The organism is Bradyrhizobium sp. USDA 4532, from assembly GCF_024171315.1.
Lineage (GTDB): Bacteria > Pseudomonadota > Alphaproteobacteria > Rhizobiales > Xanthobacteraceae > Bradyrhizobium > Bradyrhizobium australafricanum.
This window is the reverse complement of record NZ_JALJZN010000001.1, coordinates 3,896,020-3,909,063: the sequence shown is the minus strand read 5'-3', so window position 1 is coordinate 3,909,063 and position 13,044 is coordinate 3,896,020. Positions and strand designations below refer to the sequence as shown.

At 59.7% G+C, this 13,044-nt stretch carries 7 protein-coding genes and 2 pseudogenes; 2 read left to right on the top strand and 7 right to left on the bottom strand.

The window, feature by feature from the left end:
- Positions 1-61: 61 nt before the first annotated feature.
- From J2R76_RS18160 to J2R76_RS18135, 6 genes are read right to left on the bottom strand one after another with little or no spacing between them, the layout of a single operon-like run.
- Positions 62-1,831 (bottom strand): lipopolysaccharide assembly protein LapB, encoded by a 1,770-nt coding sequence (locus tag J2R76_RS18160; protein WP_253624438.1) that lies wholly within the window; start codon positions 1,829-1,831, stop codon positions 62-64.
- Between the two features lie 5 nt (positions 1,832-1,836).
- The gene (locus tag J2R76_RS18155; RefSeq protein ID WP_253624437.1) at positions 1,837-2,493 is read right to left on the bottom strand and encodes a DUF3540 domain-containing protein; all 657 of its coding nucleotides are present in this window, start codon (positions 2,491-2,493) and stop codon (positions 1,837-1,839) included.
- A gap of 17 nt (positions 2,494-2,510) precedes the next feature.
- The gene (locus J2R76_RS18150) at positions 2,511-3,467 is read right to left on the bottom strand and encodes a hypothetical protein (protein ID WP_253624436.1); all 957 of its coding nucleotides are present in this window, start codon (positions 3,465-3,467) and stop codon (positions 2,511-2,513) included.
- Positions 3,468-3,500: 33 nt separating this feature from the next.
- Positions 3,501-3,908 carry a DUF4150 domain-containing protein gene (locus J2R76_RS18145; RefSeq protein WP_253624435.1) on the bottom strand — a complete coding sequence of 136 codons (408 nt, stop codon included), beginning with the start codon at positions 3,906-3,908 and terminating at the stop codon, positions 3,501-3,503.
- Positions 3,909-3,912: 4 nt separating this feature from the next.
- A complete protein-coding gene (locus tag J2R76_RS18140) occupies positions 3,913-4,989 on the bottom strand; it encodes a pentapeptide repeat-containing protein (protein WP_253624434.1) in 1,077 nt (358 codons plus the stop codon).
- Positions 4,979-8,131 carry a DUF2169 domain-containing protein gene (locus tag J2R76_RS18135; protein ID WP_253624433.1) on the bottom strand — a complete coding sequence of 1,051 codons (3,153 nt, stop codon included), beginning with the start codon at positions 8,129-8,131 and terminating at the stop codon, positions 4,979-4,981. Before J2R76_RS18135 ends, J2R76_RS18140 begins: the two co-directional genes overlap by 11 nt.
- Positions 8,132-8,676: 545 nt before the next feature.
- Between J2R76_RS18135 and J2R76_RS41005 the strand changes: the two are divergent.
- Positions 8,677-10,050: pseudogene (locus J2R76_RS41005) on the top strand (trehalose-6-phosphate synthase); the annotation flags it as partial.
- Between the two features lie 1,547 nt (positions 10,051-11,597).
- On the opposite strand, the pseudogene J2R76_RS18125 reads toward J2R76_RS41005, so the two are convergent.
- Positions 11,598-11,737, bottom strand: a pseudogene (locus J2R76_RS18125) (transposase); the annotation flags it as partial.
- 396 nt (positions 11,738-12,133) lie between these two features.
- On the opposite strand from J2R76_RS18125, the gene J2R76_RS41000 reads away from it, so the two are divergent.
- Positions 12,134-12,385 carry a papain-like cysteine protease family protein gene (locus J2R76_RS41000; RefSeq protein WP_375166502.1) on the top strand — a complete coding sequence of 84 codons (252 nt, stop codon included), beginning with the start codon at positions 12,134-12,136 and terminating at the stop codon, positions 12,383-12,385.
- Positions 12,386-13,044: the final 659 nt, after the last annotated feature.

Genomic DNA, 13,044 nt, shown 5'->3' with positions numbered 1-13,044 from the left:
TCGCGGCTTCAACAATCAGCGACTTGCGCTCGCCGCGATGCTGTGGGAGCGCGCAGCTCGGTCAATCGGTTTGTTTGCGTAGCAGGGTCTCGAGGTGGCGCCGACCTTCGTCGATCGCGCCGGACCAATGCCCGAACCGTTCCTGCATGACAACTTCGAATGAAGGATACCACAATGGCTTTCCGCCAGCCTGAGCCCAATACCAGGGATAACCGCGCGGCACGAAAACCACGCCGGGAACGCCAAGCGCTCCGGCGATATGGACGGCGAAGCTGTCGGGCCCGACCACAGCGTCGAGATTGGCAATCGCTGCGATCATTTCCGCAGGGCTCTCGATGTGCACGCCAGCATCGATCGGACGACTCCATCGCTTCAGGTCATGCCGTTGCGCGCCACTCATCAAACTGACGGGCGTGACGGAGTTTGGAGTGGCAGCTGCGACTTGCTCCATCGATAAGCCGAGCGCGCCACCCTCCCACACGATGCCCACCAGAGGCCTTGCGAACGCGGCCAATGCATCCCGCCATTTGGTGAGCAGTTCGGCCTCGGGGCGCAGGTAGGGAATGCCATCGGCAATGTTGCCGGCGTCGGTCGGCAGAACGCGCAATAATGATTGCAGCGGCATGGCCGAGATCGCGGGCCTCGCTTCGTCCAAAATCACCTGCTCGGCGAGGTGGGTAAGAAGAGCCTGATGACGTGGCTGCGCGACCACATGCACGTCTTGCGGGCTCGGCAGCCGACGCAAGAGACGAACGAGTGCGATGAACTCAAGGGCGCCCATCGTCGGCGGAACGACTATCCGCCTCACAGGTGCCAAGGCGGCCGGCTCGGGCGTCGGGAAGCGGCCGAGCGTCAGCTCAAGCGTCATCTGCAAAGACTTCGCTGCGTCGTTCTCAGGTCGCATGTGCACGACGTGACCGACAAGCATGAGGGATTCGTCGAGCCGGCCAACGAGCTGTAGGACACGCGCCAGAGCAAGCGCGGATGCAGGATCCGATTTGCGAGAGCGCACGAATTCCGTCAGTTGCGCAATGCCGCGGTCCACCTCACCCTTGGCAATCGTAACGCGGGCCAAGATTTCGCGCGCACCAACATGAGCGGGCGCATAGGCGAGCAGTTTCTTGCAGGTGGCCTCCGCTTGCGACCAGAGTCCACATGCAGCGTGGCAATAAGCCAGATGCAAGAGCCCAGCTGTATCGAGCGGGGCGCGCAGATGCGCGCGCGCGGCAAGGCTGAGCGCCTCGTCGAGGCGCCCGCGTTCAAGCTTGAGCACCGATAAATTGCCCAGCGCATCGGGATCGTCCGGAGCAATCTCAAGCGCACGAACCAGGGCGGCCTCAGCCGCCGAGCTGTGGCCCAAGGCGAACTCGATGGCGCCAAGTTGAAGCAGCGCACGCGCATTCCCGGGCTCGTGGTGCACGACGGTCTCTGTCACCGCACGGGCTTCCGCAACCTCGCCGCGGCTCAGCAAGGCGTGAGCGAGCGCCAGCTTGATTTCCGCGTTGCGCGGCGCGAGAGCCGCCGCGCGTTCGAGGCAAATCACCGCCGCCTCAGCGCGGCCGAGCAATCCGTGGGCGATGCCGAGATTGGTGGTGAGGCCGGCGTGTTCGGGATAGATGGTCGCAGCTTCAGACAGCATGTCGAAGGCAAACTCGATCCGCCGGCGCACAAGCGCCAGTGTGGCCCTCGCATTGAGCGTATCGGGATCACTTGTGGTGGCGACCTCCTCCAGCAGCGCCTCTGCCTCCTCCAGACGGCCGGCCGAGATAAACTCCTGGGCGGTTCTAACCCTCTCCTGCCAGGTCGGAGCCGACATGCCAGTGGACAGCATCTGCGCTATGCAACCGTAACGCGCTTGCCATCGAGGCGGAGATCCTCGCTCACCGCGATGACCTTGCTGTGCGCCATCTCGGAGGCAATGCCGGTGACCCTAATGGCCTGGGTTTCAGTCTGCAATGTGTCGATACGCTCGATCACCGCGACACGCTCGACCGCTTTTACCGTAAGTTGCTCGGCGCTCGCTTCCTGGATCCGCGCTGAGCATCGGAAACGGTCCGTGATCAACGTGTAGAGCTTGCCGATCCAGGTGCCTTTGTCCGCAAGCACAGCGAGCAGCTTAGTCTGCAAATCGATACTGTCGGCACGCAAGGACAGGCGCTGGCGCGCGGCGATCGTGATGGTCTCGCCCTCAATCGACATATTACGCCCGCCGGGCAGGCCGACCATGCCATTATTGGGAGCCGTCCGCTCCAGCACAGTGACGATGAAGATTTGCTCAACGTTGGTGAAGAGCAGCACCACGTCTTGTGGCATGGGTCGGACCAGGCAGCCAAGGGCGACCGTCGCCGTGTGACGGGCGCCAGCGACCTCGACCTCGACCGCAGAGCCATCCTTGTTGACCGACACGACACGGGCGGTGTGATGCCCAGGCGCAAGCAAGCGCTCGGCCATCGCCAAGATGTCGGTGCTTGTGGCACGGATCGGCATCGTCATCCTTGTTCTCCAGCTCGCTACATGAAATTTATCGACTTCTTTTGTATGACTTCCTCATTACCGGAACTGGACGTGATCTCAGCTTTTCGGCTCACGAGCTTGTACTCTTCCGTGTTCGACTGTCCCTTTCTCAATTCTTCTTCTGATTTGGATACGCTGGTCTTGCAGAATTTGATGTCGCGACCGACCGACTTGAAGTCTTCGAGAGGAGCGAATTTGAAATCGCTTGTCCTGAGAATCTTGGTATCGCTGTCAGCCGACTTGAAATCGGGTCCAAAAACACACTTGGTCGAATTTCCAATCACTTGCTTGACGTCGTGTCCTTCGACGATGTCAAGTTTGTTGCCGATCGTCATGCAGTTCATATCGCTGAGATTGACTGAACATTCTCGCGAGATCTTGAAGGTGAACGCTTCTCCAAAGAACATGCTTACGTTCTTGGCCATCGTCAGCGTGGTAGCTGCGCCGCTCATGCAGGTGAATTTAGTGCCTTGAAATAATTCCTTGGTGTCGCCCATCGTCTGCTTTTCCGAATTGCCAACGGTCGTTTCCAGCTTGTGGCCGTTGTTGATGAGCTTGACTCGGTTCGAGGCCGTCAGGATGATGTCCGCGGGCGTCCCATTAGCGCCAGCACTGATTGACACGCCGTTCTCGGCGGAGATCTCATAAGTGCCTTTCGAGACCTGATGTTGGGAGTTGCCGTTCGTGACCTCCGTGGTCTGACCGCGACCGATTTTGAGCAGCGCAGCGCCTTCGATATTGGCCTGGAAGTCCTTGTTGGTGAAGGCAAGTAAGCCGGCATTGTCGCTCTCATGTTTGCTGATCGCAGCCGGACTTTCGCCAATAGTCGTTGTGAGACCAGTGACAAGCTTTTCTTCTTCGTCCGAATAAGAGCCGAGACGCAGATAAGTTGACTTCGTCAGGGGAGAAGTCAGGCTGTCTGGAACGACCAGTCGCGTATAGGCATTTGGCATAGCGGATATCCTAATCGGGTGGCTGTCGGCACATTAGCGCTGCGCCGTCAATCGGGTTTGAGAGGGTGATATCGAAAGTCCGAACGCGTTCGGGTTGGCGCCGTTCTGCTTCGTCGGCATCCCCATTTTGGTTGCCGGTGACCCGCCGATTGACAAATTGTCCGATCCCGCTTTGGCGCGGCCTGGACCCATGACAAGACCAGAGATGACGCCGAGGGCCACACCTGCGCTATCACCCATCGATATCGCGCGTTCGGTCGTCATGTTGTGTGCAGGCATACACATGATCAGGCACCGAGACTGCGTAGGAATAGCCGTCGTGTTCATAGCGACGTTTGGATAGGGGGTGGGCACAATGGCGAGTCCGGATGGTGTGTTGCAGACGTCGGGAAACGCTTGATCTTCCGCCGACATCGGGCCACTTGAATTGACAAAAGTCATTTGTTTAGCTCACTCCATAGAGAGGGATGACGCGGCTTGGATCATAGAGTTCGGCGACGGCGCGTTCCGGCACAGTTTTTAAGACACGCTCATGCTGGGTCACGAACCGACTGTCTTCGGTCGACGCGCAGTGAAAGTCAGTGCGCAGAAATCGCGAGCCGGAAAAGTCGCTGCCATCGACCATGGCGTGGTGCATCAGCGTATAGGACATGTCGGCGCCGGCAAACGAGGCGCACCTGGCCGATGCACGTGTGAAAACGGCTGTTCCCAATTGAGCGCCGGAAAGATCGCAGCCGTCGAGGCGCGCTTCTACGAAGATGCATTGCCTCAAATCGGCATTGCGCAGCCTGGCGGCTTGCAGGTCAGCCCTGACGAACAGTGTGTTTGGAGCGGTCGCGCCGGAGAGATCGGCACCCACGAGGCTCGCGCCCGTCAACACGGAACCGGACAGGTCTGTTCCGGACAGGTTTGCGCCTCTCAGCTTGGCACCGCTCAGGTTCGCTCGCGCGAGCATCAGCCCGGAGAGATTCCGCTCCGACAGATCGCATTCGGAGAAATGGATCGTGTCGCAGCGCAGTCCCGTGAGCTGTGCACTACGCAAATCGGCCTGCGTTATGGCGGCGTTCGTCAGCGTGGCGTTGTCGAGCGCGACATTGGCGAGGTCACAATCCATGAGCGCGCTTTGAGATAGGCTGGCCTTGCTCAGGATCGTCCGAGCCAACTTGCAACGCATCGCTGTCGTCTGGCTGAGCCGCGTCCCGCCGAAGTCGCTATGGCTGAAATCTGATGTCATGAACGTCGACTGGGTCAAGCGCGCCCGCCGCCAGTCGGATCCGCCAGCGCGGCAATCGACAAATGTGCATTTGTCAAGGTAAGCATCGGCGAAGGAAGCGCCGCTGAAATCGCAGTCCTGAAACGTCATGCCGGTCAGGCGAGCATGCGTGAACTGGCTGCCGCGAAAAGAGGAACTCAGCACCACGCCATCGTTCAGGCGTAGTCCAGATAGCGTCTCGCCATCGAGGTTAGCGTTGCGTACGGGGAACTGATGGTCGATCGACTGCAATAGGAGATCAATTGACATGGCGCGTGACCATCAGGACGGTGCGGTCGATATTTGCGTTGCTCAAATCGGTCGCGACCAAGGAAGCATCCATCAGGTCTGCACCATAGAGATTTGCATGGCGCAGGCTGGCGCCGGCCAGGTTGGCCTGGTTGAGATGCGCCTCGAGCAGGTTGGCCGCATAGAAGTCGCTGCCGCGCAGATCGTTGGCGGTGAAGACCGCGCGTTTCAGCGAGGTCATTCGGAAGGTGGCGCGCGCCAGCGTCGACTTGCCGAAATAGGCACCGTCCAGTCGAGCCATGGTGAAGTCGGCGCCACTGAGGTCGACCGTCTGAAAGGAGAGCGCCTCGGCGCTGCTGCGGCCGAACCGGGCGTCGCGCAGATCGACATCGCCGATGAAGCTGACTTGGTCAAATCGCGCGCTCGAGAGATCGAGTAGGGCCGCTGTCACCTTGAGAAAACAGGTTTGCTCAAGTCGCGCGCCAGCAAAGCTCGCACAAGATAGCGAGAGATCCATGAATTGTCCGCGCTCGAGGATGGCGTTCCCCCAATCCGTGTTATCGAGCGCGGCTTCGATGAAGGAGCATTCACGTATTTGCGCAGAGCGGAGGGTCGCCCCGATCATCGGTACCCGCAAAACCTGGAGCTCGCCAAGATGCGCTTGGTCGAAGCATGCGCCCACCATGCGCGCGCCGAGAAGATTGGTGCGCACAAGCTGGCTGCGCGCGAAACGTGTTCCACGGCAGTCGGCTTCACCGAGATTGGCTTCGGTGAGATCGGTCGCGCTTAAATCAGCGTTGATGAGCGTTGCGCCGGTCAGCGCGGCTTTCATCAGTTTCGCACCGGCCAGGTTGGTTCCGCTCAGCTTCGCGCCTTCAAGGAAGGCGCCAGAGAAGTCCGCGTTCGCGAACCGTCGCCCGGAGAGGTCGGCGCCGGCGAGATCCCGACCAGAAACCAGGCTGCCGCGTCGGAACTCCTCTTCCACCAGATCGCCCAGCGCGCGTGCGACAGCCGGCGCCAGCATCGCGTCAGGCTTGAGCGGCTTGGGTGAGGCGAGCCTTACCGCGGCCGTGCCGGCTGCCAACTGACCTTCCGCTCTATCGATTTCGGTCCGTAGGACGGTCACCGCTTTCGTAGTTTCTATCTTCGCTGCGGCGATCCCTGCTCCGGGCTCGTCACTGTTTGCCCCTTGATGGGGTGCACTCAAAGCCGCAAACGGCGCGCGATCATCGGACAGTGACGCAGGAAGGACCCTTCTGAGCGCCTTTTCAGCATCGGTGAGTGCCGTACGCGCTCGTTGGGCCGCGTCAGGCGGTGGATCGGAGGCGTCGATCTGTGCCAGTATCTCGTCAATGGTCAGGCGCGGCGGCGCCTCTGGCGTGACGCTACGCGACTTTTCCGGCAGGTCCGGCTCTGGGATATCGGGAAGCAAAAAGGCGTCGTCCGATATCGCGTTACGTATCGGCTCGAGTGGCCGTCCCGCCGCCAAGTCAAAGAAACGAGCATGCGCAAGTTCGAATTGTTTTTGCTCGTCGAGCGGTTGCGTTGCCGTCCCAAGGACATCGCCGCGCCAGTCTTTCGCCCGAGCAAACTTGTCTTCGATATCCTTTATGAGGCCCGGATCAGTATCCGGCAACTCAGGGAATGGCGAGGCGTGCTCAAAGCTTGCGTCCATCGACTGCGCGGCGTCCGTGGACGAGATTGCGGCAAGCAAGGCGTCGATATCGCTCGATGCGGCGTTTCCGCTAGCAACCTTTTCATAGGCTGCACGTATCGGTCGATATTGTGCGTCAAGCCTGTCGACGTCGGATTCTGCCTTTGCCTGGACCGTCTCCAGCGCGTCGAGGATCTCGGACAATTCGATCTCGCCGCTCTCGAGTTCCTCCGGCAACAATTCGGGAATGCTCGATGGTTCGCTTGATGGTATCTCGGTCGTCGGACGCAGCGAAGGCGGGAGCTCAATGCGTGCGAACTCCTGATCGAGCGCCCAGTGCATGGAGGCCAGCTGTCGCGCTGTGCGCTGTTCGGCCAGATGCCGACGCCGAGCCTTGCGACGTTCGCGTTCGGCAGCCGAAATCTCAGGGGCAAGTTGATGTTCCGAAAACGCATAGCGTGGGGCGCTCGCCGGGTCGAGCCGCAGCCGCCGGACATTCAGATAATGATCGAACGGCCGCGCCGGCTCGCCTTGTTGCTCGTAAGCGACGATAACGTCGCCAACGTCGCTGCCGTCCAATTCCTGCACGGCAATCGCAGTGCGATAGATCATGACGCCGCGGCGGGCCCCTGCGAACAGCCACAGGGTATCGATGTGCGTCTGCATTTCCGTGACGCCACGCATCACATCGCGCCAGCCGATGAAGCAGCGCACGCGAAAGGTCGGCAGACGGCCTTCAATCAACGGATGCTCGGCGGAGAAGTTCTGCAGCGCGTAGGATTCTCCGCCGCAGATGAAGCCGCTCAAGCGCTGGTCTGGTGGAGCGAACAGAAAAAGCCGCGGATCGGCATCGCTCGCCAGAGCAGGGGCAACTGATTGCAGCCACGTGGCATCATAGGTTCCCGCGTACTGTAGGCGCTCGTTGCTATCAAGTGCCATTGGTCCGAAGGTTGCGGGCGGTGCGATCGCGTCGATGAACTGAATAGCATGCTCGGGGCGTTCTATATTGGGTAGGGCCACCAGCTCGCCGGCCATGCTGCGCCGGAGAGCCTCATGGCCAGCGCCGACCCGGTTCGCTGCGTAGCCGGGCCCGCCAAACGCGCGTTGGCGCGTGAGCGGCATTTGCTGGAATGGTTGCACTTCTGTCGGTCGCCAGCCGGAGGTGGTCGTCTGCCAATAGCGGTCGCCCGTCACCAGAAGGTGCTTCTGGATCGGTCCGAGTGTCCAGCCCAACATCATGCGCTCGGTCGGCCGTCCCTCAGGCGCCGCCGCATGTCCGCTGATGAGCAGCTCAGCTTGCGGCTTGGGCATGCCGATGTCGAGAGGGGTGCCGGGCGGAAGCTCCTTCGCGGCCATCACCCAAAGCTCCTGCTCACTCTGCAGACGATCGGCGCCCGGGTTGGCGAGGTCGAACATCGCGAAGACCGAAATGATGAGGCTCGCTCCTGGACGACGACGCTCGCATTTGGTCAACAGACCCAGTGTGCGGGGCTTTACAAGAACGGGCATGAAGCCTGCCGTGACGATTTTGGTTTTTTACCAATATTTCTTGAGCGTGACGGACTTTCGGCTCCAACATCCAACCGCGTCTTTGTGCCACATACCAAGTTAGGTAGGCAGCCATTCAGCATCGCGTTGCATAAATGGTCGCTCCGCACCGTGACGGTTTGATGGTCGAGGTAGCCGCGATTTGCTGCCGCGGAATCATCGTCCCGCAAGGCCGCTCGAGTGGTCAGATAGAAGACCAGGTGCGGCTGGCCGAAAAGTACAGGCCGTTCTGTCTGCAGAAAACCGGTGCTTCGTTGGCTTGCGAAGGCCGCCTTCGCGCGACGAAGCCGTTGGTGCGCTCGGCGCCGGAATGACCGTTCGCCTTGTCGGGCAGCGAGGGCCTACGCTCGTTATTCGAAGCTGCGCGCTGTGTTCATTAGCAGCCGACGAAGCCCGCATGAAATCGTCGAAGTGGGGCGGGCAGCAGGCCGTAAAAGTCAGCGATCAGGCGTGGCAAATTGATCGAACGCCCGGCAAACGCAGATCCAGACGGGAAAGGATGACTTGTGAATCTCGTCGTCGTCTCGAACCGGGTTGCCGGCAGCAACGCCCTTGAACCAAGGACAGGCGGGCTTGAGGCCGCGCTGGTTCCCGTGGTGCAACAATCCGGCGCGATTTGGGTGGGGCCGAGGCGCCCGTCGGAGGCTGAACCGCTCGTCGTGGCGCTCGGTGGAGGCAAGCTCGTGAGGGTGGATCTGCCTGCCGAGGATTATCACCGCTATTACGAGGGCTTTTCGAATTCGGAACTATGGCCGGCGTTACATTCGCTGACAGAGCGGGTCTCCTCCTCGCCAGGTGGTTATAATAGCTATCGCAAAATCAACGCCCTCATGGCGGACGCGCTGCTCGAGTATAGGGACCGGGACGCGTTCTGGGTGCATGATTATCATTTCCTCACGCTCGGCGCTGAGATGCGTGATCGGGGCGTCGATCGGCCGATCGGTTTCTTCCTGCACACGCCATGGCCGCCGCCCGACGTGCAGCTGGGACCGCATCGTCGCGAACTGATCGAATCGATGCTTGCGTATGATTTGGTAGGCTTTCAGACCGACGAGGATCGGCAGAATTTCCTTGCCTGCGTCCGTGCCGATCTCGACCTCACACCCAGCGAAGACGGTGTTGTGATTGCACACCGTGGTGGCATCACAAGATGCCAAGTATTTCCGATCGGCATAGATACAGAAAAATTTGCACAATATGCTGCAGACGCGAGTTCGAATGCCGATGTCTCGTCGCTACTGGAAGGTCTCGATCGTGAGAAGCTTGCCGTCGGCGTCGACCGGCTCGACTACACCAAGGGTCTCGACAATCGCGTTCGGGCTATCAATCACGCTTTGAACAAAGACCCGCGCAGCATCTGCCTTTTGCAGATCGCGACCATCTCACGATCCGGCATCAAAAGCTACGATGACTATCAGCAGGATGTCGCGCGTCTTGTCGACGATGTCAATGTTCGCCACGGCGCGGATGGCTGGGTGCCGATCCGTCACGAAACGAAGCCTCAGAGTCAGCCGGTGCTCGCGGGTCTGTACCGCGCCGCACGTGTCGGCGTGGTAACATCGTTGCGTGACGGGATGAATCTCGTAGCGAAAGAGTATGTTGCCGCGCAAGACCCTAGCAAACCCGGTGTGCTCGTTTTGTCGAAATATGCCGGCGCGGCCAAGGAACTCGACGGGGCGCTGCTCATCGATCCCAACGACATCGAAGACATAGCAGAGAAGATAGCGATCGCACTTTCAATGTCACTGCCCAAGCGCATCTGCCGCTGGGAGAAGATGATGGCGAAGCTTCGAGAGTATCCCATCCAGAAATGGTCGGCGCACTTTATCTCCGAGTTGGAGAAAATTCGGACCGAGAAACTCGCAACACAGAGCCCGCGGGATGTGGGGGAGTCCAGCAGTTCGAAACAAAAGGTCGAGGGGAAATTGGCCGGAGGCTTAAGCCATTTTGACCTGCCGGGGCACTTGCCATTCCCAGCATTCGGTGTGCGGGCTAGGATACGAGATGAGGATTTCGAACCACACGTCGGCTTAGGTGGGCAGCAGGGCCCCCAACCTCGGATGTCAGCGACAGATCTCAGCCCTTGGGTTCCCTTGGGCTTCGATCACGGCGTGCGATCGGTTTCGGTACCGGATTCCGTGAGAGACGAATTGGTCAGATCCGGCAGCCCGCCGAGGAGTTCGCAGCCGTCACATCTTTACGTCCATGGCCGGGCCTATGCGCCGGAGTCGCCGGCAACGAGAAGGCGGGCAACTTTGACCAATCCGTCGGGCACGACCATTGCTCTTACCGTTCCAGTTGGAGCGGAGCCCTACTGGTCGTCAAGTACAGGCGTCACAGCCTCACTGGCATCCGCGCGAGGGGCATCGTCGTCTGCCATGGCAGGGCCCGGGGAGGAGGAGCAACTGCCGGATTTCGGAGATGTGGTCGGCGATAACTGGACCCACAGCGACTGGCACGACGGTAAGAAACAGGTTCCGGCGCACCTGGAGGATGCACTACGTGAACGAGGGCGGCTGCCGACCGCGCGCGGCGAAGAAGTTACGATTTTCCAAATTCACCGTCACCTCTACGCGGCCGAGTTGAAAGGCGATCGCTATTATCTCACGTACCACCCTGGTGGCTGAAATCGAGGACCATGGGCGAGCGCATGGGAAGCGGCGAACGGGCTGCGACGCGTTCCTGAGAAGTGAGGATCACCCGACGGCCTCATTTTCGGGCCCTGGGATAAATTTCGCTTTTATATGGCGCCAGCGTCATCGTAGTCCTTTGACACCTCGCGGTGGCCCGCGATCACTTTGAACGTCGGGTCGGTTAATTTCTTCGCTGATTACTATGATTGACTCCTTGCAATCACCGCCGGGGTCCGACGGACGTCTATGTCGTGGGGTGCGCTTGAATGCGGCAGAAGCTGCGAACCTGCCGCATTTCAGTCCGACGCCCGGAATGCCGGTTGAGGTCTTCATCAAGACCACGGAACGGACTTTCCTATGGTACATCGCCAAGCCGCTTGAGGACACCATGACACGAGCATTCCGGGAGCGGTAGCCACTCGAATGGTCCGTGGTTGGAAGCATCAACTCGTGGATGCTTCGCCTCGCATGTATTGTAGGTGGGGCGCTCGAATTCCTTACCCTGGGCGATTTACCCCCTTTCGTAACCAAACAGACACATCGAGAAGCAAATAGCTCCCGCCGTCAGGTCTGTGTCAGTCGGTCCAGTAACGTTGCTGTGCGCTGGTTCTCAGCACGGTGCCAGCATGCCCTTGCTTGGAAAGCTTCATCTGATGGTAACATCGGGTGAGGCTATTGCTTGTCCAGTTTGCCGGCGCGAGTGAAACGAAACTCCCGCGAGCGAAGGCGGGGCGCGAATAGCGCGAATATTTCCCGGCCGTCTGGGGTTAACCTGCGTCGGTGCTTAGTCAATCGTAACAGGGGCTCTCCATCCAGCGCTCACAAGCAGCGTCACCGGAAAGGTTGTCGCTGTGCTTGAGGATCGCCAATCCCGCCATCAGCCGCGTCGGCAGCGGCGGCCGGCCGGCCTCTCCTCGTAGATCGCGCCGAACCGAACCGCTCCTCGAGGCACCACCAGTCCCGGATCGTCTGCGGCTGCGCTTGGCCGGACGGCACGCTATTTGCGTAGCTTTGAGCCCGTCAATTTAGCGAATGCTGTAAAGTGCGAGATATACGAGCGAATGCTCCGCTTGCCGGCCAACAGCATGGCTATGATGGTCAATTGAACATGCGACCAGATTATTGCGGAAACATCCGGCCGCACGGGATTAACGCTTGTTGGTATGCCTCCGCTCGTATGGTGTCATACTACTTTCGCCCAGAGCCTCGCCTCGGTTTGCCTACGCTTTGGCGGCCCGACTTAGGCCTCAACGTTCGCGAGTTTGACTGGTGGCTCTCTACGAAGGATTAGAGAGGCTCGTAGAGCCGCCTGACGGATTTACGCGCGATTTTGTCGTTGAGACGTTTGGAGACACGAGGGTCGATCTGGGCTGCGCTGCATCTGCCGTCAGTGGATCCGCATGTATTCATACTGACTGGTCTGGAAGCAAACACATTGTACTACAACGATCCTTGGGAGCCAGAGCGCAAGCCAATTGACTTCTCTGATTTTCAGTTCGCAGGAGCTTTTCGTCAACAATCGCGATCCTCTGTGAACACTCCCCGATGTTTAGGCCCGGCATTTGCTGGGGGATTGAGTTAGAATCGTTCGGGCTGGGAAGTTCAGCATTTGCAGATGCATTCATAGGATGTGGGCCCTTCAGGGTCTTCAAGTCAGCGACATGAAGGGGAGATTTGGGAGTGGCTGATGAACCCACGCGGTTGCCGCTTTCGACGGAGTTTCGGTTGGGAGTGGACTTAGTTAACCAGTTGCCAGCCCGCAATTGGAATACACCTAGCCCTCTCCGGAGGGCGCCGTGGCCCACCTATCTGGCTGAGCAAAGTGTACGCGCGCCTGCGGCTCCAAATTTAGCAATGTACGTTCGAGCTTGGCAGCACGGCGACAAACCCGCGTCACCCGAGCTCAGGGCCGCAATGCTCTCCAATGGAGTACTGCCGAGCGCGTCTCAGCCGGAAACAAATTTCACGATCGGCCACGTGAACTACACGGCCATGTTCCGCCTAATAGGCAGACCAGACGAGATCATCGTCCGCCAAGCCGACACGTTATTGCCCCGCGTACGTGACCCCAATTTCGGGGTTGTTAGGGGACGTGATCATTTGCTTCCAACAGAAGACAAGGACTCGATGGCTACTCGGCGGACTGACCGTCCCCCAAGGTTGCCGGCCTACGATAGGCAGGAGCACATGACACCCAATGGGGACGTTCGTGACTCTCTCAAGCCAGCGCTGCCTCACCTC